Below are 19,505 nucleotides of genomic sequence, written 5' to 3'. Positions count from 1 at the left end.
GGGGGAGCTTCTTCCGTAAGTCAAACCCGCGTCGCCTTCAAGCTTCGCGATCTTGCAAAATTCGCGCTCGCGGCAGCTTCACAGCCAGCTGGACAGGCCGGACAATATGTGAGGCACGACAAACGCCTCCCACATCGCGGCAATGCCGAGCACGAGGAAAAGCGCGGCGGATGTGCCTGTATGCGAGGCGAGCGGCGGCAGCAGCCTTCCCCTGCCGAGAAACAGCCGCTCGCGGCCGACGTAATAGGCGAAGCGGACCGCCGATACGCTCGCGATCGCCAGCGCGGGTATGACGACCAGATTCTGCGGCGCGACGACGGCAAGCGACACGGCCACGCCTTTCCAAGCCAAGTGGCGGACGGTCAATCCGACCGCGAAGCCGATCAATACGCCTTTTAGAAAATCCAGCGCGAGCACGAACGGGCTGCCGACGACAGAAATGCCGAGAAGCCAGATTAGTCCTAGCCATTTCAAATGAAAAAACAGCCGATCCCGAAATACGTCCAGCGGCGCCGTCGCTCCAGCGGACGTCCCGCCGAGGTATGCGCCAAGCTCGTCCGACAGGTTCTGCTGCTGTTCGAGCGACAATGCGTTCACGACGAGCGCGCCGAACACCGCGCCGACGGCGATCAGCACGCCGACGAACAAATACAGATTCAGCTTGCCGCGTAACGGCATCTCCATCGCGCCGCGCTTCATCGTTCGCTCGCCTCCCGCCGCATAGGCTTGTATCAACGCCTATACGTATGCGGCGCGCGCTCCGTTTATTCGCGGTCTTCGGTCTCCGCGCCAGTTCGCGAGCCAGTTCGCGCAACAGACCGTTCGCCGATACGACCGTACGTCCCTCCGCTTCCGGCGGTCAACTGCAATCGTCCTGCGCGCGCGTCGAGGATGGCAACGGCAATCCGATCGCCTGCCACAGCCGCGATATTTTCTCTATCGATCCGGTGCAGAATGTCCATTTCCGTGCCGACTTCACGGAGCAGCCGCTCCCTCATCTTGGGCCCCACGCCAGGGAAAAAGCCGAGCGGCACCTGATGCCTGTACGGCGGCCTGCCCGCAGGCTGGACCGGCGTATCCCGGTCTGCAAGCCGGGCGATCCGCACGTCGACGCCGGTCACAAGACGCGGATTGCCGCAGGACGGGCAAACCTCGTCGGCTGCGCCGGCCGGCAGCGGCTTGCGGCAGGATGGACAAAAGCTGGCATGGTACTTGCCCAGCTTCGGATGCAGGCCGAGGTTCGCGGTGATTTGCCGACCGTCTAGCCCCTGGAGCGCGGTGGCAAACTCGGCAAAGGAAGGTTCGCCGATGAGCAGTTCATTGCATTCTCGGCCGATCATTCCCGTCGAATGCGCGTCGGAATTCGTCAGCACCGGATATCTGTCGAGCTGCGACAGACGGCCGGCCATCGCGCTGTCCGCGCTAAGGCCAAGCTCGATTGCCGCGATGCCGTCCGGATCGAGCCGGTCCGATAGACGATCCGCCGAACAGCCGAGCAAGCCGCGGTGCGGCGTAAACACGTGGGCGGGCACGAGGAGGCCGCCCCGCGCGAGCAGCTCCCGCTGGAGCTCGCGGCCGGTCGCGCGGATCCGCTGAGAGCTTAAAGTCACGTTTTTCATGCGCGGCGTCATCCAGGCCGTCCATTCCTTCATCGCCGCCAGCGACGGCAAGTATGCCAGCAAATGATAGGGGCCCCCGCCCCAGCCGGTCTCGCGGACTTCGATCTCCGTGCCCAGGACGATTACCGTGTCCCGATACCGGATACCGCCGCCCGGCACCTCGGACATCTCGCCCTTTTCCAGCAACCGGTCGATATCGGCCTGTACCGCGGGCGAATGGCAGTCGATCACTCCGAGCAGGGCGATCCCCTTGCGCTCGGACGCTTCCTCGGCGATCGCTTGAAAGGTCAGGTTCCGGCTCGCGCTGATTTTCACCGGATGTCCATCCCCGCTGCTGCCGATATGCACATGCATATCGGCAAAGCACGGACGCAGTCCGCTCACGCCCCGAATTCCCCTGTCTGGCGCCAATGGCGCCATACGAGCACGCCGATCAGCGTCTTGGCGTCGCAGATGCGGCCGCTTGCGATGTATTCGTCCGCTTGCTCGGGCGTCAGCGCTTCAAGGTTCAAAAACTCGTCCTCGTCCGGCTTTAACTCTCCAGCCTCAAGCTCATCGGCGAAGTATAGATGAATCAGCTCATCCGCAAATCCAGGCGAAGTCGCGAACGTCCGCACGAAACGGATGCTGCGCGCCCGGTATCCCGTTTCTTCCTCCAGCTCGCGGATCGCCGCTTTTTCCGGCTCTTCGCCGGCATCCAGCTTGCCCGCCGGAATCTCCACCTGCATGCGCTCGAGCGGCTTGCGGAATTGGTCCACGACCAACAGCTTGCCTTCGTGCACCGCGATGACGGCCACGGCGCCCGGGTGCTTCACGATCTCCCTTGTCGCCGTGCCGCCTCCCGGCAGACGGACGGTATCCACCTGCAAAGAAATGATTTTCCCTTCGAAGCGCTTGTCCGTCGACAAGGTTTCTTCGTAAAAAGGATGCTTGTCGACGTTCTTATCAGGTTGCTCTGTATTCATTTTTTTCCCCCTGATCCTGAATTTAATAGCATCTGCCGGTTCGCCGGCGCATAGATCAACCATATAGGCTTGTCCGGCCGAATGCAAGAATAGCAGGCTAAGCCGGCAGCGCACGCAAAAGGAGGCAATCTTATGCTTAAACGATACGCGGAACCGGACCGCATCCGGTGGGCAGGCAAGGCTTGGGAGATCAAAAGCGCGCTGCGCAGCCTCGAACGGCAAAAAGGCGGAAACGCCCGCCTGAAGGATTTGCTGCCGGAGCTGACGATGTATACGGCCCGGCTTGAAGGAATGAGGAAACGGTAACTTCACACTTTTAAAATATGAACCTGCTACTCGGCCCGCTGTCAGCGATATCGATCGAGCAGTTCCGATAGTTTGCCGCGGATCGCTTCCCGCAATGCCTCCGGCTGCACGACGGTCGCCTCCCCGCCCAGACGCAGGAAAAATTCCGCGTAAAACGGGAGTTCGCTTCGGGGCACATCCCGATCGATCGCGCCGGTGCCGTCCTCTCGCACGTCCAGCATCGGCGCAAGCCACAGCTCGGATTCGCAGCGCTGCACGCCGGACCTGCTGAGCTCCGCCCGAAGCCTGATCGGAGCAACGGGCTCTGTCGCCTCGCGCCGGCTGAGCGCGATTGCCCCGAGGTCAAGGGGCAGCGTGCCCGTCTGGTCCGGAGCAGCCTCGCGAATCCGGTCGCAGCGGAACACGCGTATTCCCGATCGAAGAAAACAGTAAGCGATGCAATACCAAAGACCGTTGTTCGCATAAATGCTGACGGGCTGAATCTGCCGTTCGCGCTCTCCTTCTTCCCCGGAAACGTAAATAATCGAGAGAACCCGCTGCCTCACGGCCGCTTCCAGCAGCACGGCCAGGCATGGCGCTTAGCCTCGTCGCGCGGGCGTAACGAAGTCGACCCGATTTTTCATGCCGTCGATTCGGTCCCTGACGTCGCCGGGCATATGGAGGTAAAATTTGTTCAAAGCCGATGCCGATTCTGCTTCGAACGGCAGCGAGCCGTAGTGGCGAAGCGCATGCACGGCAAAAAACATCGACACGGCCTCTTCCTCGGTAAACGCGATCGGCGGCAATACGCGCTCCCTCACGACCTGGTAGCCGCCATGGGGGCCGACCTCAGAATAAAGCGGCACGCCAAGCTCGCTCAGCTCCTGCAGATCCCTCAGAATCGTACGCTTCGATACGCCGAATTCGTCGGCCAGCTCCTGCACCTTGAACCGCCGCTTGCGGTTTACGGTCATCATCAACTCCATCAATCGCTTGGATTTAGGCATCGGTCGGCCCCCTTCCCTGAAAAGCTTGCCGGGTTCATGACAATTGTTGTCACCATTATGTCTTATGATGGGAACCGCTAGCAACCTTTCCGCGGGAGTGATCCATCGATGTTCAAGCACGCTTTGCTTTTTTTCCTCGTCATGTTCATGATCGGAACGGATACGTTCCTGATCTCGCCGCTTCTCCCCGAGCTGCAAGCCGCATTCGGCGTCCGGACCGAGTGGACCGGCTGGATGCTTGGCGCCTACACGCTGGGCTCGGCCGTCTTCGCCCTGATCGCCGGACCGCTGTCCGACGGCTGGAACCGGCGAACCGTCCTGCTGTGCGGCCTCGTCGCTTTCTCCGCGTCGACGATCCTCTGCGGTTTCGCAGACAGCTTTTGGACGATGTGTTTGTTCCGACTGGCTGCGGGCATCAGCGCCGCTTTCACCGCGCCGCAAGTTTGGGCTTCCATCCCCTCCGTCATGCCCCCGGCCCGAATCGCCAAGACGATGGGTATCGCCTATGCCGGACTTGCCGCGTCCCAGGCGTTCGGCGTGCCGATCGGCAGCTGGCTCGCTTCCGGCGGTTGGCCAGTTCCATTCTGGACCATAGGCGCAGCTTCGCTCGCGCTTGCCTTCTTCGCCTATGTGCAACTGCCCGATATCAGGCCTGCGGCGGCTGCCGGACGGATCGCTATATTTAGCCGCTATCGGCCGTTGATTCGCAGCGCCAAGGCCAGAGGCGGTTTTCTCGCGTATTTGCTCTTGCACCTTGGCGGAGGCACCGCCTTCGCCTTCGCAGGCAAATGGATGTCCGAGAGGTTCGGACTGACCGTCGGCCAGATCGGGCTTGTCATGCTATTTCTCGGGCTGGGCAACATGCTAGGCAGTACGGTTAGCGCGGTAACATCCCGCCGTTTTGGCGCTGCGGGCACGGTTTATGCCGGCCTGGCGTTATTGATCGCGTTGTACGCGCTGCTGCCCCGGCTATCGCCGCTGTCGACGGCGACGGCTTGCTACGTCATCATTTTCGCCGTGCTCGGCATCCTCTTCCCTATCGTCATGGGCGCGCTTACGTCGCTTGACGCCACGCTCCGCGGCACGATCTCGAGCCTCGCCAACTCGACCATGAACGGCGCGAATACGCTCGGCGCCTGGGTTGCCGGCCTGCTCTACGTTCAGCTTGGCGGGTATGCGCCGCTCGGCCTATTCGCGTCGGCCTGTCTCGCGCTCTCGCTTGCAGCATTCGCGGCAAGCGGCGTACTCGTCCGCAAAGAGGCGCGGACAGACAGCCGCGAACAAGCTTGAAGCCGTTCGTCGCATCCGTCTGCCATCAGTCTCATTGCGGTAATTCGCGAAGACGGATCGATACGGTTTCGGGCTTGGTCGGCGTCAAGCTGCCGCCTTTAGGCTCGATCGTGAGCAGGACGGACTCCCATTCCTCCGGGCGGACGTTCGTGGCGTACAGGTGCGCGCGGCTGTCATGAAAACTCAGCAAGCCGAGATTTGCGCGCTTGGCGCCGGAGCTGGCCCATGCCTGGACGTCGGTGCGCGCCGAGGGCAGAAGTCCATCCATCAGCAAAAAGAGCTCGTGCGTGCGCGTATTCAGCCACAGCGTTTCTTTCGCTCCGCCATAAAAGCCGACCTCCATCCCGGCGGAATTTTGGTCCCCCGCTTCGTAAACGACCGTGTCCGGCTCGCTCAGCATCGATACGCCGTTCGGCTCATGCAGCTGCGCGTAGCCGGCCGGGGTTAATTCTGGCCCGGCTACCCGAACCGCGCCGCGCGCGAACGGATGCAGCAGCAATATCGCAACGGCGACGGCTGCGCCGAGTACGCATACCGCGGAGATGGCCGGCCGCGTAGCAGCCGTAAACACCACGCGCATCGCGCGTCTGCCTGCAGCATATACGCTCGCGCGCAGCAGCAGGCTGCGCCTCTTTTCGGGCGACAAAGCCTGCATATCGGCGGACGACGCGGAAAGGCCGGCGAGCGACACGGAAATCCCAGCGGACGGCACGGAAAGTCCAGCGGACGGCACGGAAAAGCCGGCTGTCTCCGCTGTACTGCGCGGCTCATCCCGCAAGGCCGGCTGGTTCGCAGCACCGCGCTCGCCGCCTAGCAGCTCCGCCCACTGTGCGAATACATCGCCGCAATCGCGGCAATCGTCCTTATGCGCCCAGAGCGCTTCCGCATCCCGGACGTTTAGTCTGCCGCAAAGCAGGTCGACCCAGCGTTCCTCCGGAACGTCGCAAGAGCGCTCACTCATGCCCGCCGCCTCCTTCCCCGGCGCCCCAGCCCATGCGGTCGAGCGCCTTGCGCAGGTGACCCAGTCCATAGCGCACGCGCGATTTAACCGTGCCAAGCGGCACATGCCAGGCATCGGCCAGCTCCTTGTGGCTGCTCGGCGTAAAATAAGCTGCCGCCAGCGCCTCGCGCTGCACGCCCGGCAGCTGGCCGAGCGCGCTGCGCACCGCTTCGCGCTCCATGCGCGCCAGCACCGCGCTCTCCGGCTGCGCGCTGGCCGCTGTCAGGGCGGACGCGTCCCCGGTCTCGCCGCGCAGCACCGTGCGGCTTCGTTTACGAAGCCGGTCGAGACACCTGCTCTTTACTTGTACGGCGAGCCATGCTTGCGCCGATCCGCGGGAAGCGTCGTAGCGGCCCGGACTTTTTATGACGCTTAACAGAACGTCATGAACCGCGTCCTCGGCCTCCATCCGGTCCCCAAGCAGATGGCATGCCAGCGGCAGCAAGTGGGGCACGGCTTGCTCGTAAAGCTTTTCGAAAGCCAGCGGATCGCCTTCCTCCATTTTTTTCAGCCACTCGGCCATCTCCAGGACAGACGCCGCCGAAGTCCCGCTCATGTCGCTTGTTCCCCTTCGTCAACAGACGTTTTAACTATATTCATAGCAGATCGTGGCCGGTCCGCGTAATGTTCAGGCGCGATTTTTATCTGATTTTAAGCTTGCTTTAAGCCATTTTTTATGTGAAAAATCGGCCAAACGTTAAATCCGGCGCTCCTGCTCCCGCGTACTCCAGGTGAAAAATATATTGCCGGGAGGTCTTGAAACACATGTTCAAGTCAAGAATCGGAAAATGGGTAAGCTTTGCGGCGACAGTATTGGTAGCGCTCGGCGTATTCGGGCTTTCCGCCCCCGCCTCGGCCGCGGGAACCGCCAAGATTTACACGCCCTATGTCAGCCTGTCCGCCGCGCCGGGAGAATCGGTCACGTACGATGTCGATCTGATCAACGACAGCGACGGCATTCAGACCGCATCGCTGAGCTTCGCGGCGCCTACGAAGGATTGGAAGACCGAACTGACCGCGGGCGGTCATCCGATCTCCGAGATCGCGGTCAAGCCGCACGAATCGCAGACGGCCTCGCTAAGCGTGCTCGTCCCCTTCGAAGTCGCCAAAGGCAGCTATGCGCTGCAGCTTAACGCGGGCGCCTTCGGCAGCCTGACGCTCAAGATTAACGTCGCCGAGCAGGGCACCTACAAGACGGAGCTCAGCGCCGAGCAGCCGAACATGGAAGGCCACAGCGATTCTACCTTCACTTATAATTTGACGCTCGCGAACCGAACCGCCAGCAAGCAGCAATACGCGCTCACCGCCGAGCCGCCGGCCGGCTGGGATGCGCGCTTCAGCTCCGGCGGCAACAACGTAACTGCCGTCGACATCGAACCGAACGCGACATCGTCGATTACGCTGACGCTGACGCCTTCCTCCAAAGCAGCAGCGCAAACGTACAAAATCCCCGTTCATGCCGCAAACAGCGGCACCTCCGCCGACGTCACGATGGAGGCGGTCATTACGGGCACTTACGGCATCGATCTGTCGACAAGCAACCAGGTGCTTAGCGCAAACGTAACGGCCGGCGGCAAACGGACGCTCGAGCTGTCCGTGACCAATACGGGAACCGCCGAGCTCACGGGCGTGAGCCTCACGAATACTGCGCCGACCGACTGGGATGTCACGTTCGAGCCGAAGACGATCCCCTCGATCAAGGCAGGCGAGTCGGTGCCGGTCACGGCCACGATCCACAGCTCGGATAAGTCTCTGTCCGGCGACTATGTCGTGGAGCTGACTGCGCAAGCGGCCGAGAAGTCGGCCGATGCCGCCATCCGCGTTACGGTCAAAACCTCGGTGCTGTGGGGCTGGATCGGCGTGCTGATCATCCTTGTCGTGCTGGCCGGTGTCTACTGGCTGTTCCGCAAGTACGGGAGGCGCTAAAGCCATGGAGGAACCTGTAATCGAACTGAGCCGTCTGACCAAACGGTACGGCGAATTCACCGCGGTATCCGAGCTGGATCTCTCCATCCGCCGCGGCGAGATTTTCGGTCTGCTGGGACCGAACGGCGCGGGAAAAACGACGACCATTCTCATGATGCTCGGGCTCACGGAGCCATCGGACGGGCGCGCCACCGTATGCGGCATCGACGCGACGCGGAATCCGATCGAGGTGAAGCGCAGGGTCGGCTATATGCCCGACGACATCGGCTTCTACGAAGACCGGACCGGTCTCGACAACCTGATGTATACGGCGATGCTGAACCGGGTGCCCGAAGCGGAAGCCAGACGGCGGGCGCACGAGCTGCTGAATAAAGTCGGTCTGGGCGCGGCAGCCGGCAAAAAGACGGGAGCCTACTCGCGGGGTATGCGTCAGCGACTTGGACTTGCCGACGTGCTGATCAAGCGGCCCGAAGTCGTCATTCTGGACGAACCAACGCTCGGGATCGATCCCGAGGGCGTGCGCGAGCTATTGGCGCTCATCCGGGAGCTCAGCCGCGATGAAGGGCTTACCGTACTGCTGTCATCGCACCATTTACATCAGGTGCAGCAGATTTGCGACCGCGTCGGCCTGTTCGTCGGCGGCCGGCTCATCGCGTCCGGCGACCTTGCCGCCCTCTCGCAGCTGTTGGACGGCGGCTCGTCCTACGCCGTCGAACTGGACATTGGCGGCTGGTCCGAAGCTCTCGCATCCGCGCTGCACGATCTCGCGCAAGTGACCGCCGTCGACTTGCAGGAAGCGGATGCCCTTGCCGCCGCGAACCGCCCGGAGAGCGTCGTCACCGTTCGCGTCACCGGCACGGACGATATCGCCGCCGAGCTGGCGGCGGTTGTCGTGGGAAGCGGAGCCTCGCTCCTCGGCCTGCGCCCGCTGCGTTATGGACTCGACGAGATTTATCACCGCTACTTCGAAGGAGGGAATTCCGTTGGCCAACTTCATTAGCAAACTGAAGCCCGTTCTCTCCGGTAGTGGGGAAGGGCGGGTTACGGCTGCGGAGAACCGAGGGCCTTCCCCCTTCTGGGTCATGGTCCGCAAGGAATTCGGCGATCATATCCGCAGCTGGCGGTTCGTGATCTTGCTCGCCATCGTAGTGCTGGCTTGCGCTGGTTCGCTATATGCAGCCGTCTCTGCCTTAAAAACCGGACAATCGGCCAGTGCAGCGGCAGGCGAAGGCAGCGCCAGCTTTCTGTTCCTGAAAATGTTTACCGAAACGGACGGCTCGCTGCCGGGCTTCCTGACATTCCTGTCCTTTCTGGCGCCCCTTATCGGCATCGCGCTCGGCTTCGACTCCGTCAACACGGAGCGCAACAAAGGTACGCTTAGCCGCCTGCTGTCCCAGCCCTTGTACCGGGACGACTTCCTGAACGCCAAGTTCGTCGCGGGCCTGCTCCTTATCGCGGTCGTCATCTTCTCCCTTGGCTTCCTCGTCATGGGCATGGGCTTGTTCACGATCGGCTATCCGCCGACGCCCGAGGAATTTTGGCGTGTCGTCGTCATGCTGCTGATCACGGTCGTGTACGTCGGCTTCTGGCTCAATCTGTCGCTGCTGTTTTCCGTCCGCTTCCGCCAGGCCGCGACCTCGGCGCTATGCGGTATCGCGCTCTGGATTTTTTTCCTTGTCTTCTACAGCATGATCGTAAGCCTGGTGGGCAATGCGACGTCTCCTGCGGATACGGCCGCCGCGAGCGTCGTCATCCGTCATCAAAATTGGATGCTGCTGCTCTCGCGGCTGTCCCCGGCCTATCTGTTCCAGGAAGCCGCTTCGACGCTGATGCTGCCGGATACGCGGACGCTAAACCCATTTATCACCCAGGATCAAGCTTATCTGGCCATCAGTGCGCCGCTCTCGTTCGGACAGAGTCTCCTGCTCGTATGGCCGCAAGTCGTAGCGATCGTCGCAGAGACGACGGTATCCTTTGCCGCCGCTTACGTCGCGTTCATGCGTCAGGAAATTCGATCGCGCTCCTAGGGGCTCGTACGGCGATATATGCTTCTACAAGTACCGGGGAGGGCTTATCCCCTTCGCTCATCAGCCCCACATTCTCTGAGCGAGCGGGATAAGCCCTCTCCGGCGCTCATCAGCACATTTATTGAGCGAGCGGGATAAGCCCTCTCCGGCGCCCGAATACAGGGACGAATCGCAGCCAAGCGACTCGTCTCTTTTTCATATATTGACACGATATATATCGTATCGATATAATAAATGTAAAAATGAGGGAACAAGAAAGGAAGTTACTACACATGAACAGCCAAGACGTTATTTTGGGATTGCTGCACCGAGGGCCGTTATCCGGCTACGAGATCAAGCAGAAGCTTGAGATGCCGCTATCCTTTTTTTTCGATGCGAGCTTCGGCACGATTTATCCGACGCTGGCCAAGATGGAAGCGATGGGCTACATCGTTAAGGAAAGTATCGTGCAGGAGGGGCGTCCCAATAAAAACGTGTATTCGCTCACCTCGGACGGCAGGACGCAGTTCGAGCACTATTTGCACGCGCCGGTCGAGAAAGACAGCTATCGTTCCGACTTTCTCGTGCGGATGTTTTTCGGCGAATATTCGGACGAAGAAACGCTTGCAGACTGGATACGCGACGAGATCCGCAAAGCCGAGACGGCCGCCGGGCAACTTGATCGAATGAAGACGGACTGGGCGCAAAACATGCCGGCGTCGAAAACGCTGTGCCTCGATATCGGCATCGACCTGAATGCGTCAAAAGCCCAGACGCTGCGCGAAGCGCTGAAGCGGCTCACGGGATCGGAGGCTTAACCGACAAGCCCGGCCCAAACTGAGTGAGTACGCGCCAGCATTCATAAATAAGGGGGATCTCGTCCATGTCTACGGTTTCCAAAAAAACGGGCCTCATCGTATTGTCCATGGCGCTCGGCCTTCTGATGGCTTCGCTGGACAATACGATCGTGTCCGCCAGCATGAACAAAGTGATCGAAAACATCGGCGGATTCGAGAAAGTATCTTGGGTTTTCACCGCCTACATGCTCGCATCGACCAGCACGATGCTTATATTCGGCAAGCTGTCCGACATGTTCGGACGCAAGCGATTTTATCTAATCGGGATCGGACTGTTTCTTCTCGGTTCCGCGCTATGCGGAATGGCGCAATCGATCGATCAGCTGATCTGGTTTCGCGTCATCCAAGGCGTCGGCTCCGGGTCCGTGTTCCCGATCTCCTTCTCGATCATCTTCACGCTGTTCGCCGATCCGAAGCAGGCGGCGAAGCTGTCCGGCGTGATGGGCGCCGTATTCGGACTGTCCTCCGTGGCGGGTCCGCAGCTCGGCACGTTAATCTCGGAGCATATGAGCTGGCGCTGGTGCTTTTACGTAAACGTGCCGATCGGCATCGCTTCGATGCTCGTGCTCGTATTTTCGCTGCGCGAATCGAAGGCGGAGAAAAAACCGCGCATCGACTATTGGGGCGCGGTTCTGCTCGTCGCCGCCACCGTCTCCGCGCTCTTGGCGCTTGAGCTCGGCGGCAATAGTTACGCCTGGGGCTCCTGGCAGATTATCGGGTTGTTCGCTTTGGGCGCGATCGCCGGAGCGTCGTTCATAGCCGTGGAGCTGAAGGCCGAAGAGCCCATGCTTCCGTTGACCATTTTTAAAAACAGGCTCGTTCTAGGCGTCAGTCTGCTCTGCTTCTGCCAGGGCGTCATCATGTTTTCCGCCATCGCCTATCTCCCGTTGTACGCGACCGCCGTCATGGGAAAAACCAATTCCAACGGCATTCTGACGCCGATGATGGCTTCGTTGATCGCCGGCGCGATCGTCTCCGGATTTTTCGTCGCACGATTTCGCTTCCGCACGGTCTTATTCGTTAACATGGCGCTCGGCGTCGTCGCCGCTATCCTGCTCATGAATCTGTCAGCCGATATGGCTTATTGGCAGGTGATCGCCATCATGATCCTGCTCGGCCTTGGCGTCATCGGTCCGCTGATGAGTCTTGGGCAAACGGCGGTCGCGATGTCCGTGGATCCTAAGTATATCGGCATCTCCTCGTCGGTCGTCGGCTTCTGGCGCAATATCGGCGGCGTCATAGGCGCTTCCGTCATGGCCGTGCTCGTAAATGCCAGCCTGAAAGACAGCTCGCGGGAGGCAATCGCCAAGTTCAGCATCCCAACGGATCAAGCCGGCACGCTGGCGAATCCGGAGACGGTCATTAAAGGCGCCGCGCAGCTGCCCGCGGATTTGCTTACCTTTATGCGCGGTGAGATTGGAGGCGCCATTTCCCACGGCTTTATCCTGGCGCTGTTCGTCATGATCGCCGGTGCGCTTGTCGCGTTATCGGTCGGTAACGCGAGGTACGAGAAAAAAACCGAATTGAACCATGCATCTGATTCGGGAGCCTCCCCGCGAGCTTCGATCGACCATATCGGGTAAAATGAGGTTAACGACGAACGCCGAGGTGAACGCTCTTGCACACAATGACGAACCATCTGCCTGCGGCGATCGCGTCGCTGAATCCCCGAAGCTTTTCGGTCAAACGTCAGGGCCACTTGCTGTTCGAGCATTATCGGGAGCCTAGCAACAAGACGGAGCCCGCCATTATCAACTCCTGCACGAAAAGCGTTTTGTCCGCTTTGCTCTGTATCGCGATCGGCCGCGGCTTGCTGCCGGATCCGGCGGCGACCCCCGCAGCCGACTTTTTCCCGCAGTTCATGACGGATGCCGATATTCGCAAGCGGGACATGACGCTGCTGCATTTGCTGACGATGACGGCGGGCTTCCGATGGGACGAATTCGGCGGGCTTAATTCCTTCCCCCGCATGACACGCGAGACGAATTGGGTAACGCATGTGCTGAACCAGCCGCTGTCCGATTCGCCGGGGACGCGAATGACTTATAATTCCGGCGTCTCTCAGCTGCTGTCGGCGATCCTGTCCGAAGCCGCGGGCACGAGCGTCGCGCGATTCGCCGAGGAGACGCTATTCGAGTCTATCGGCATTGACGCTTACGAGTGGGAAACCGATCCGCAAGGCATTCATACCGGCGGCTTCGGATTGCGTCTGCGCCCCGCCGACCTGCTCAAGCTCGGCGAGCTCATGCTGCACAAGGGGGTATGGGACAGTAAGCGGCTGTTTCCCGCCGAATTGGCCGATAATGCCGTACGCCCCTTCGCTTCGGCAAGTCCGCCGTACGAAGGCGAGTACGGCTGGCACTGGTGGTGCCGCACCTTTAAACCCACACGCAGCGTTCCGAGCGACCAGGCGGATGACGGTTCGATTGCGTCTGTCAACTATTTTTACGCGCAGGGCTTCGGCGGCCAATTCGTTTATGTCGTCCCGGAAGCCGAGCTCGTCGCCGTCGTGACCCAGGACAGCCGCAAGCGCAAGCAGCCAGGTCTTTTCGCGGAACTGATCGGGCCGATTATCGCCGACGGCTAAGCGGACTGCTTTATCAGGAGCGTCAATCGACAAAAAGCAAATAAAAGCCCCTTCGCCCTCTATATCGAGGCCGAAAGGGCTTTTCGCGTTCCGCGAGAATGCGGACCTATCAGTGGTTTTTGGCTTCTTCGACGATCGCGAGGACGAGCTCCGTCACCTTTACGATGTCGTCGGCTTTGATCCGTTCCTTCGTCGTATGAATATCTTCGTAGCCGACGGCCAGGTTGACTGTCGGAATTCCGTTGCCGTTAAACATGTTGGCGTCGCTGCCGCCGCCGGACGAGAACAAGCTTGGGCTCAGTCCGACGCTGCGGATCGCCGCGCTCGCGATCTGAATGACTTCGTCCGCTTCGGTGTAGCTGTAAGCGGGATAGATCACTTCGCTCACGAACTCGAACGTTGCACCTGTCTCCTCGCAGGCGCTCGCGACCGCCTGGCGCATGAGCTCCGCTTGCGCGTCGAGCTTGGCATTCGAGCGGCTGCGAACCTCAGCGTAAATCTTGATCTTGTCGACGACGACGTTCACTTCGCCGCCGCCTTCAAAACGCCCGATGTTGGCGCTCGTCTCTTCGTCGATCCGTCCGAGCTTCATCTTGGACACGGCTTTGGAAGCCACCTGGATGGCGCTGATGCCGTCCTCCGGATTTACGCCCGCATGCGCCGCTTTTCCTTGAATCGTAATGTACTGGCGGGAATTCGTGATCGCGGCGGCCGCAATCTCTCCGACCTTGCCGTTGGAGTCGAGCGCATAGCCGAACTTCGCCTTGAGGCGCGAGCCGTCCATCGCGCGGGAGCCGAGCAGGCCGGACTCTTCGCCGACCGTGATGACGAACTGGATGGCGCCGTGCGATGCGCCGGATTCCTTCAGAACGCGCAGCGCTTCGAACATCGCGGCCAGGCCCGCCTTGTCGTCGGCGCCGAGAATCGTGGTGCCGTCGCTGCGAATATAGCCGTCGGCGTCAAGCCTCGGTTTGACGCCGATTCCCGGCGCGACCGTGTCCATATGCGAGGTGAACAGCAGCACGGGCACCGACTCGGAGCCCGGCGTCGCAGGCAGCCAAGCGAACAAGTTGCCCGAGCCGTGGCCGATCTTGTCGGCGACGTCGTCCTCCTCCACCTCGAGGCCGAATGCTTCGAACTTCGCGATGAGCGCCTTGCGGATGGCTTGCTCTTGCTTTGTCTCGCTGTCGATCTGCACCAGTTCCATGAATTCCTCGATCAGCCGTTCTTTTTGAACCATAAGGATCCTCCTCGTAAGCGTGCGTCAAATCGGTTAAAATAATAATTATGCTCATTCCATTATATTGCCGCAAAGGATGGTTCCGATGAACAACACGCGTTGGTTTAAAATCGTCGTCTACGTCATGCTGATCGCCATGCTTGCCTCTACCGTGCTGCTGTCGATCGGATCGCTGCTTCAGTGACGGTCCGCAGGTCCCCGTAGCCGAATACGTCCCGGAAGTGCGGGAGCACCCGCTCCGCGATCTCGTCGACCTCGAGCGTCAAGCCCGTCTCGGCTTCGAGCGAGGTGACCCCGTATTCCTGGATGCCGCACGGCACGATGCCGCCGAACCCCTCTTGCTCGACGCCCCGCTTCACGTTAAAAGCAAAGCCGTGACTCGTCACGAAGCCGCGTCTTCCGCGCGCGCGGTTGAATTTGACCCCGATCGCCGCAACCTTGCGGTCGCCGATCCAGACGCCGGTATACTCGGGCTTTCGGCCCCCGACGAGTCCGAACTCCGCGAGCAAACGAATCAGCGCCTCCTCGAGATCCCGCAGATACTTATGCAAATCAAGGCCTTCCGCATCCAAGTAGAGCAGCGGATAGCCGACGAGCTGCCCCGGGCCGTGATAGGTAATATCGCCGCCGCGGTCGATCTCGAATACCGATATGCCGCGCGAAGCGAGCTCTTCCGGCGACATCAGCAAATGCTCGGGATGACGATCCGTGCCGATCGTATAGGTCGGCGGATGCTCAAGCAGCAGCAGCGTATCCCCGCGCTGCCCCGCGCCGATGTCCCGGATCAGCGTCTTTTGAAGATCCCACGCTTCTCCGTACTCGATACGGCCCAGCTTGGCCGTGTCCAGCATGCTCATGAAAATCTCGCCTCCCGTTTAACCTCCCTATTGTAGCGCAAGCCCGAAGTCGTCGCAAACACGCGGGAAGCAGCCTTTAGAGCCATGTCAAAAGGCCGCCCGCGGCTTCTTGCACGCACCGGGCGACCTCTCTTAGTTGGGGTTTAAGCCTGCTATCAGTACAGCTTGGTGTCGAGACTGTAGCTCTCGAGGTTTTCTTTGACCCGCTGCAGGAACCGTCCGCAAATGACGCCGTCGAGTATGCGGTGGTCGAGCGACAGGCACAGGTTGACCATCGAACGTACGCCGATCATGTCGTTGATGACGACCGGCCGCTTCACGATCGATTCGAACGTCAATATCGCGGCTTGCGGATAATTGATGATCGGCTGCGACAGGATCGAGCCGAACGAGCCCGTGTTGTTGACCGTAAACGTGCCGCCCTGCATATGATCGAGCTTGAGCTTGCCGTGACGCGCACGGTTCGCCAGGTCGTCGATCTCGTGCGCGATGCCGGCGATGTTCTTTTGGTCGGCGTTCTTGATGACCGGCGTCACGACGGAATCCTCGGTGCCCACCGCCAGCGCCATATTAATGTCGCGCTTGACGATGATCTTGTCCGTCGCCCATACCGAGTTCATGATCGGATAATCCTTGATCGCGCCGACGGCCGCCTTGACGAGGAACGGCATATACGTCAGATTGATGCCTTCCGTGCGCTTGAACTCGTCCTTGAGCTTGCTGCGAAGCACGACGAGATTGGTCACGTCCACCTCGATCATCGTCCAGGCGTGCGGAATCTCGGTCACGCTCTGGCGCATGCGGCTCGCGATCGTATTGCGGATCGGGGTTACGTCGATGAAATATTCGCCGCGTCCGGGCACTTCGTGCCCTTCTACCTCGATCGTCGGAATGCGCGGCGATTGGGACAAATGAAGTCCGCTCGACCGTACCTGCACGCGCGGATCCATCGGCTCGATCGGCTTAGCGGAGGCCGGCGAAGCCGGTGCCGAAGCCGTCGGCGGCGCTGCTGCTGCCGACGCTGCGGAACCCGCCGGCGGCTGCGATCCCGCAGCGCCGCCGGACGCCGCGGCCGCCAGCACGTCGGCGCGCGTGATGCGCCCGCCCATGCCGGTACCCGCCAAGCGGGCAAGATCGATGCCGTGCTCGGCAGCCAGCTTCAGCACGGCCGGCGAATAGCGCTGGCGCATCTCTTGACCTGCGGCGCCGGTCGCGGCAGGCCTCGCGGCGGAAGCCGCCGGCCTGTCGCTGGCCTCGCGTTCGGCCGCGCGCACCGCGTCTTCGGTTGGCTGAAGGCCTGCGGCGAGCGCGCCGCCCGGAATCTCCGCGTAGGCGTCGGCCTCCTCCGTCTCGATCAGGCAGATCGCGCTGCCTACCTTCACCGTCTCGCCGTCGCCTGCGAGCACCTTGACCAGCACCCCGCGCGCCGTGGACGGCAGCTCGGCGCTCACCTTTTCCGTAATCAGCTCGCAGAGCGGCTCGTACATCTCGACATAGTCGCCCGGCTTTTTCAACCAGCGGTCGACGGTCGCGGTCTCCAGCGATTCGGCCAGCTTCGGCATGATGATTTCGGTAATCTTTTTGCTCAAGTCCGTTCAGCTCCTTCCCGTGACGGTTCTAGTATCGCGCCAGCTCCAGCATGGCGGCCTTCAGCTTTTCCTTGTTCAGCATGAACTGCTTTTCGCCCACCGGATTGTAAGGCATGGCGGGCACGTCCGGACCGCACAGCCGGCGGATCGGCGCGTCGAGATCGTAGAGCATCTCCTCGGCGATGATCGCGGCGACTTCGCCGCCGATCCCGCCGGTCTTGTTGTCCTCGTGAACGATCAGCACCTTGCCGGTGCGCCCGGCCGCCTCGAGGATCCCCTCGCGGTCGAGCGGCTGAATCGTGCGCAGATCGAGAATATGCGCCTCTACGCCTTCCTCGCGGGACAGTTCTTCGGCGGCCTGCATCGCAAAATGAAGCGGCATGCTATAGCCGATGACCGTGATGTCGCTGCCTTCGCGCATGACGTTCGCTTTGCCGATCGGTACCGTGTACTCCCCTTCCGGCACCTCGTCGCTCACGAGGCGGTAGCATTTTTTATTTTCGAAGAAAATGACGGGATCCGGATCGCGAATCGCGGCGATAAGCAGACCTTTTGCGTCGTACGCGGTCGCCGGCGCGACGATCTTGAGGCCGGGCGTGCCGAAAAACACCGACTCGGTGCACTGCGAATGGTACAAGCCGCCGAAAACGCCGCCGCCGATCGGCGCGCGGATGACGACGGGGCAGCTCCAGTCGTTGTTCGAGCGGTAGCGGATCTTCGCCGCTTCGCTGATGATCTGGTTAGCCGCCGGGAACATGAAATCGGAGTATTGCATCTCGGCGATCGGCTTCATGCCTGCCATCGCGGCGCCGATCGCGACCCCTGCGATCGCGGATTCCGCGAGCGGCGTATCGATCGCCCGATCCTCGCCGAACTGCTGCTGCAATCCCCTCGTCGTGCCGAACACGCCGCCCTTGAGACCTACGTCCTCGCCAAGGACGAACACGCTGTCGTCCCGCTCCATCTCTTCCTTCATGGCCAATCGGATCGCGTCGATATATTCGATAACCGGCATACGTTAGCGCACCTCCCCGTTGTCTTCGGCGTACACGTAGCGGAATGCGTCCTCCGCCGACTGGTACGGCGCCTGCTCGGCATAAGCCGTCGCTTCGTCGAGCTCCTTGCGGATGCGCTGCTGAAGCGCCTGTTCTTGCGCCTCGGACCAAAGCCCGAGCTCCTCGAGATAAGTACGGAACGTGGGCAGCGAGTCTTTCCCGCGGTTTTCGTCGACCTCTTCCTTGGTACGGTAGGCCATGTCGTTGTCGGATGTGGAGTGCGGCGTGACGCGGTAAGTCATGATCTCGACCAGCGTCGGCCCTTCGCCCGCGAGCGCGCGTTCGTGCGCCTCGCGGAACACGCGATAGACCTCGAGCGGATCGTGACCGTCTACCCGGATGCCCGGGAAGCCGTAGCCGAGCGCGCGGTCGCTGATGCGGCCGGCCGTCTGCTTGGACAGCGGCACCGAGATCGCGTAGCCGTTGTTTTCGCAGACGAAAATGACGGGGAGCTTCTGCACGCCCGCGAAGTTGCAGCCTTCATGGAAGTCGCCCTGGTTGCTCGAGCCTTCGCCGAACGAAACGATGGCGACGGACGATTCGCCGCGAATCTTGGAGGCGAGCGCGAAGCCGACCGCGTGGGGCACCTGCGTCGTCACGGGACTCGAGCCCGTCGCGATGCGCAATCGGCGGCAGCCGAAGTGGGCGGACATCTGACGCCCTGCGCTGTTGGGGTCCTCGCCTTTGCCGTATAGCGCCAGCATCAACTCCTTGACGGTCATGCCGATCGCCAGCACCAGCCCGTAATCCCTGTAGTAGGGCAGGAACCAATCTTTCTCGAGGTCCATGGCAAAGCCCATTGCCACCTGCGACGGCTCCTGCGTAATGCCCGATATATGGAAGTTTACCTTCCCGGCGCGCTGCAGCACCTGGCCGCGTTCGTCGAACTTGCGCGCGAGCATCATCGTCTCGTACATGGCGACGGCCCGCTCGTCGGTCAATCCCAGCGCATGATGACGCGCTTGTTGATCCAAGCTGCCCTTTTGGGTCATGAAGCGTCCCTCCCGGCTCTTCGTTTTAGAATTTCGTTTTTTAGAAGTTGTCGTTAGTGTTATAACCTGGTCTTAATACTTGAACCTAGAACCTATTATACAGCGGCACGTTCGAAAAAGAAACCGCGGACGAAGTTGGTTAGCCGAGCAGTCTCGGAAGCTTCTCTCATTCCCGTTCCCGCAACGCAAAACGGCCTCGCCTGAATAACCGGCGAAACCGCGAACGCGAA

19 protein-coding genes and 1 pseudogene are annotated in these 19,505 nt (G+C 61.0%); 9 read left to right on the top strand and 11 right to left on the bottom strand.

Going from position 1 to position 19,505, the window contains the following annotated elements; translation table 11 throughout:
- Positions 1 to 78 precede the first annotated feature (78 nt).
- The 3 genes from spoIIM to ACFOTD_RS27715 all read right to left on the bottom strand — a co-directional run bounded on the left by spoIIM (position 79) and on the right by ACFOTD_RS27715 (position 2,584).
- Entirely contained in the window at positions 79 to 699 is a 621-nt protein-coding gene (spoIIM, locus tag ACFOTD_RS27725; protein WP_378123198.1) for a stage II sporulation protein M, read from the bottom strand.
- Between the two features lie 65 nt (positions 700 to 764).
- A complete protein-coding gene (locus ACFOTD_RS27720; RefSeq protein WP_378123197.1) occupies positions 765 to 2,039 on the bottom strand; it encodes an endonuclease Q family protein in 1,275 nt (424 codons plus the stop codon).
- Positions 2,000 to 2,584: an NUDIX domain-containing protein gene (locus tag ACFOTD_RS27715; protein ID WP_378123196.1), complete on the bottom strand. Its 585-nt coding sequence runs from the start codon at positions 2,582 to 2,584 to the stop codon at positions 2,000 to 2,002. Before ACFOTD_RS27715 ends, ACFOTD_RS27720 begins: the two co-directional genes overlap by 40 nt.
- A 132-nt stretch (positions 2,585 to 2,716) precedes the next feature.
- On the opposite strand from ACFOTD_RS27715, the gene mciZ reads away from it, so the two are divergent.
- Complete coding sequence (mciZ, locus tag ACFOTD_RS27710; RefSeq protein ID WP_378123195.1) at positions 2,717 to 2,890, top strand: Z-ring formation inhibitor MciZ; 174 nt, start codon at positions 2,717 to 2,719, stop codon at positions 2,888 to 2,890.
- Between the two features lie 41 nt (positions 2,891 to 2,931).
- Here mciZ and ACFOTD_RS27705 read toward each other — a convergent pair.
- Positions 2,932 to 3,876, bottom strand: a pseudogene (locus tag ACFOTD_RS27705) (helix-turn-helix transcriptional regulator).
- Positions 3,877 to 3,984: 108 nt separating this feature from the next.
- Here ACFOTD_RS27705 and ACFOTD_RS27700 point away from each other — a divergent pair.
- Positions 3,985 to 5,166, top strand: coding sequence for an MFS transporter (locus ACFOTD_RS27700; protein ID WP_378123194.1), 1,182 nt, complete (start codon positions 3,985 to 3,987; stop codon positions 5,164 to 5,166).
- A 31-nt stretch (positions 5,167 to 5,197) separates the two neighbouring features.
- Here ACFOTD_RS27700 and ACFOTD_RS27695 read toward each other — a convergent pair whose 3' ends face one another.
- Both ACFOTD_RS27695 and ACFOTD_RS27690 read right to left on the bottom strand, forming a co-directional pair.
- Complete coding sequence (locus tag ACFOTD_RS27695; protein WP_378123193.1) at positions 5,198 to 6,127, bottom strand: anti-sigma factor; 930 nt, start codon at positions 6,125 to 6,127, stop codon at positions 5,198 to 5,200.
- Positions 6,120 to 6,722, bottom strand: coding sequence for an RNA polymerase sigma factor (locus ACFOTD_RS27690; RefSeq protein ID WP_378123192.1), 603 nt, complete (start codon positions 6,720 to 6,722; stop codon positions 6,120 to 6,122). The genes ACFOTD_RS27695 and ACFOTD_RS27690 overlap by 8 nt, the downstream gene beginning before the upstream one ends.
- Before the next feature lie 209 nt (positions 6,723 to 6,931).
- Here ACFOTD_RS27690 and ACFOTD_RS27685 point away from each other — a divergent pair, with 209 nt between their 5' ends.
- The 6 genes from ACFOTD_RS27685 to ACFOTD_RS27660 all read left to right on the top strand — a co-directional run bounded on the left by ACFOTD_RS27685 (position 6,932) and on the right by ACFOTD_RS27660 (position 13,542).
- Entirely contained in the window at positions 6,932 to 8,092 is a 1,161-nt protein-coding gene (locus ACFOTD_RS27685) for a COG1470 family protein (RefSeq protein WP_378123191.1), read from the top strand.
- A 4-nt stretch (positions 8,093 to 8,096) separates the two neighbouring features.
- Positions 8,097 to 9,092, top strand: a complete 996-nt coding sequence (locus tag ACFOTD_RS27680) for an ABC transporter ATP-binding protein (protein WP_378123190.1) — start codon at positions 8,097 to 8,099, stop codon at positions 9,090 to 9,092.
- Positions 9,076 to 10,119: an ABC transporter permease gene (locus tag ACFOTD_RS27675; RefSeq protein WP_378123189.1), complete on the top strand. Its 1,044-nt coding sequence runs from the start codon at positions 9,076 to 9,078 to the stop codon at positions 10,117 to 10,119. Before ACFOTD_RS27680 ends, ACFOTD_RS27675 begins: the two co-directional genes overlap by 17 nt.
- 272 nt (positions 10,120 to 10,391) lie before the next feature.
- Positions 10,392 to 10,916: a helix-turn-helix transcriptional regulator gene (locus ACFOTD_RS27670; RefSeq protein WP_378123188.1), complete on the top strand. Its 525-nt coding sequence runs from the start codon at positions 10,392 to 10,394 to the stop codon at positions 10,914 to 10,916.
- 65 nt (positions 10,917 to 10,981) lie between these two features.
- A complete protein-coding gene (locus ACFOTD_RS27665) occupies positions 10,982 to 12,538 on the top strand; it encodes a DHA2 family efflux MFS transporter permease subunit (protein ID WP_378123187.1) in 1,557 nt (518 codons plus the stop codon).
- 44 nt (positions 12,539 to 12,582) lie between these two features.
- Positions 12,583 to 13,542, top strand: coding sequence for a serine hydrolase domain-containing protein (locus ACFOTD_RS27660; RefSeq protein ID WP_378123258.1), 960 nt, complete (start codon positions 12,583 to 12,585; stop codon positions 13,540 to 13,542).
- Between the two features lie 109 nt (positions 13,543 to 13,651).
- On the opposite strand, the gene ACFOTD_RS27655 is transcribed toward ACFOTD_RS27660, so the two are convergent.
- A complete protein-coding gene (locus ACFOTD_RS27655) occupies positions 13,652 to 14,782 on the bottom strand; it encodes a M20/M25/M40 family metallo-hydrolase (protein WP_378123186.1) in 1,131 nt (376 codons plus the stop codon).
- A gap of 85 nt (positions 14,783 to 14,867) precedes the next feature.
- Here ACFOTD_RS27655 and prli42 point away from each other — a divergent pair, with 85 nt between their 5' ends.
- The gene (gene prli42, locus ACFOTD_RS27650; RefSeq protein WP_090113023.1) at positions 14,868 to 14,966 is read left to right on the top strand and encodes a stressosome-associated protein Prli42; all 99 of its coding nucleotides are present in this window, start codon (positions 14,868 to 14,870) and stop codon (positions 14,964 to 14,966) included.
- On the opposite strand, the gene lipB is transcribed toward prli42, so the two are convergent.
- The 4 genes from lipB to ACFOTD_RS27630 form a co-directional block, all read right to left on the bottom strand.
- Entirely contained in the window at positions 14,929 to 15,639 is a 711-nt protein-coding gene (lipB, locus tag ACFOTD_RS27645) for a lipoyl(octanoyl) transferase LipB (protein ID WP_378123185.1), read from the bottom strand. The two genes, prli42 and lipB, sit on opposite strands and share 38 nt — an antisense overlap.
- A 155-nt stretch (positions 15,640 to 15,794) precedes the next feature.
- Positions 15,795 to 17,201: a dihydrolipoamide acetyltransferase family protein gene (locus tag ACFOTD_RS27640; protein WP_378123257.1), complete on the bottom strand. Its 1,407-nt coding sequence runs from the start codon at positions 17,199 to 17,201 to the stop codon at positions 15,795 to 15,797.
- 55 nt (positions 17,202 to 17,256) lie between these two features.
- The gene (locus tag ACFOTD_RS27635; RefSeq protein ID WP_378123183.1) at positions 17,257 to 18,243 is read right to left on the bottom strand and encodes an alpha-ketoacid dehydrogenase subunit beta; all 987 of its coding nucleotides are present in this window, start codon (positions 18,241 to 18,243) and stop codon (positions 17,257 to 17,259) included.
- Between the two features lie 3 nt (positions 18,244 to 18,246).
- Positions 18,247 to 19,275: a thiamine pyrophosphate-dependent dehydrogenase E1 component subunit alpha gene (locus ACFOTD_RS27630; RefSeq protein ID WP_378123181.1), complete on the bottom strand. Its 1,029-nt coding sequence runs from the start codon at positions 19,273 to 19,275 to the stop codon at positions 18,247 to 18,249.
- Positions 19,276 to 19,505: the final 230 nt, after the last annotated feature.

Source organism: Cohnella sp. GCM10012308, assembly GCF_042649185.1.
In the GTDB taxonomy this organism is placed as follows: Bacteria; Bacillota; Bacilli; order Paenibacillales; family Paenibacillaceae; genus Cohnella.
The sequence above is the reverse complement of the archived record's forward strand: the minus strand, read 5'-3'. Positions and strand labels throughout refer to the sequence as shown.

What these genes read in the sequence shown, in the direction of transcription:
- spoIIM (WP_378123198.1), bottom strand. Translation starts at nt 699, where the DNA reads ATGAAGCGCGGCGCGATGGAGATGCCGTTACGCGGCAAGCTGAATCTG.
- ACFOTD_RS27720 (WP_378123197.1), bottom strand. Translation starts at nt 2,039, where the DNA reads ATGGCGCCATTGGCGCCAGACAGGGGAATTCGGGGCGTGAGCGGACTG.
- ACFOTD_RS27715 (WP_378123196.1), bottom strand. Translation starts at nt 2,584, where the DNA reads ATGAATACAGAGCAACCTGATAAGAACGTCGACAAGCATCCTTTTTAC.
- mciZ (WP_378123195.1), top strand. Translation starts at nt 2,717, where the DNA reads ATGCTTAAACGATACGCGGAACCGGACCGCATCCGGTGGGCAGGCAAG.
- ACFOTD_RS27700 (WP_378123194.1), top strand. Translation starts at nt 3,985, where the DNA reads ATGTTCAAGCACGCTTTGCTTTTTTTCCTCGTCATGTTCATGATCGGA.
- ACFOTD_RS27695 (WP_378123193.1), bottom strand. Translation starts at nt 6,127, where the DNA reads ATGAGTGAGCGCTCTTGCGACGTTCCGGAGGAACGCTGGGTCGACCTG.
- ACFOTD_RS27690 (WP_378123192.1), bottom strand. Translation starts at nt 6,722, where the DNA reads ATGAGCGGGACTTCGGCGGCGTCTGTCCTGGAGATGGCCGAGTGGCTG.
- ACFOTD_RS27685 (WP_378123191.1), top strand. Translation starts at nt 6,932, where the DNA reads ATGTTCAAGTCAAGAATCGGAAAATGGGTAAGCTTTGCGGCGACAGTA.
- ACFOTD_RS27680 (WP_378123190.1), top strand. Translation starts at nt 8,097, where the DNA reads ATGGAGGAACCTGTAATCGAACTGAGCCGTCTGACCAAACGGTACGGC.
- ACFOTD_RS27670 (WP_378123188.1), top strand. Translation starts at nt 10,392, where the DNA reads ATGAACAGCCAAGACGTTATTTTGGGATTGCTGCACCGAGGGCCGTTA.
- ACFOTD_RS27665 (WP_378123187.1), top strand. Translation starts at nt 10,982, where the DNA reads ATGTCTACGGTTTCCAAAAAAACGGGCCTCATCGTATTGTCCATGGCG.
- ACFOTD_RS27660 (WP_378123258.1), top strand. Translation starts at nt 12,583, where the DNA reads ATGACGAACCATCTGCCTGCGGCGATCGCGTCGCTGAATCCCCGAAGC.
- ACFOTD_RS27655 (WP_378123186.1), bottom strand. Translation starts at nt 14,782, where the DNA reads ATGGTTCAAAAAGAACGGCTGATCGAGGAATTCATGGAACTGGTGCAG.
- prli42 (WP_090113023.1), top strand. Translation starts at nt 14,868, where the DNA reads ATGAACAACACGCGTTGGTTTAAAATCGTCGTCTACGTCATGCTGATC.
- lipB (WP_378123185.1), bottom strand. Translation starts at nt 15,639, where the DNA reads ATGAGCATGCTGGACACGGCCAAGCTGGGCCGTATCGAGTACGGAGAA.
- ACFOTD_RS27640 (WP_378123257.1), bottom strand. Translation starts at nt 17,201, where the DNA reads ATGCCGAAGCTGGCCGAATCGCTGGAGACCGCGACCGTCGACCGCTGG.
- ACFOTD_RS27635 (WP_378123183.1), bottom strand. Translation starts at nt 18,243, where the DNA reads ATGCCGGTTATCGAATATATCGACGCGATCCGATTGGCCATGAAGGAA.
- ACFOTD_RS27630 (WP_378123181.1), bottom strand. Translation starts at nt 19,275, where the DNA reads ATGACCCAAAAGGGCAGCTTGGATCAACAAGCGCGTCATCATGCGCTG.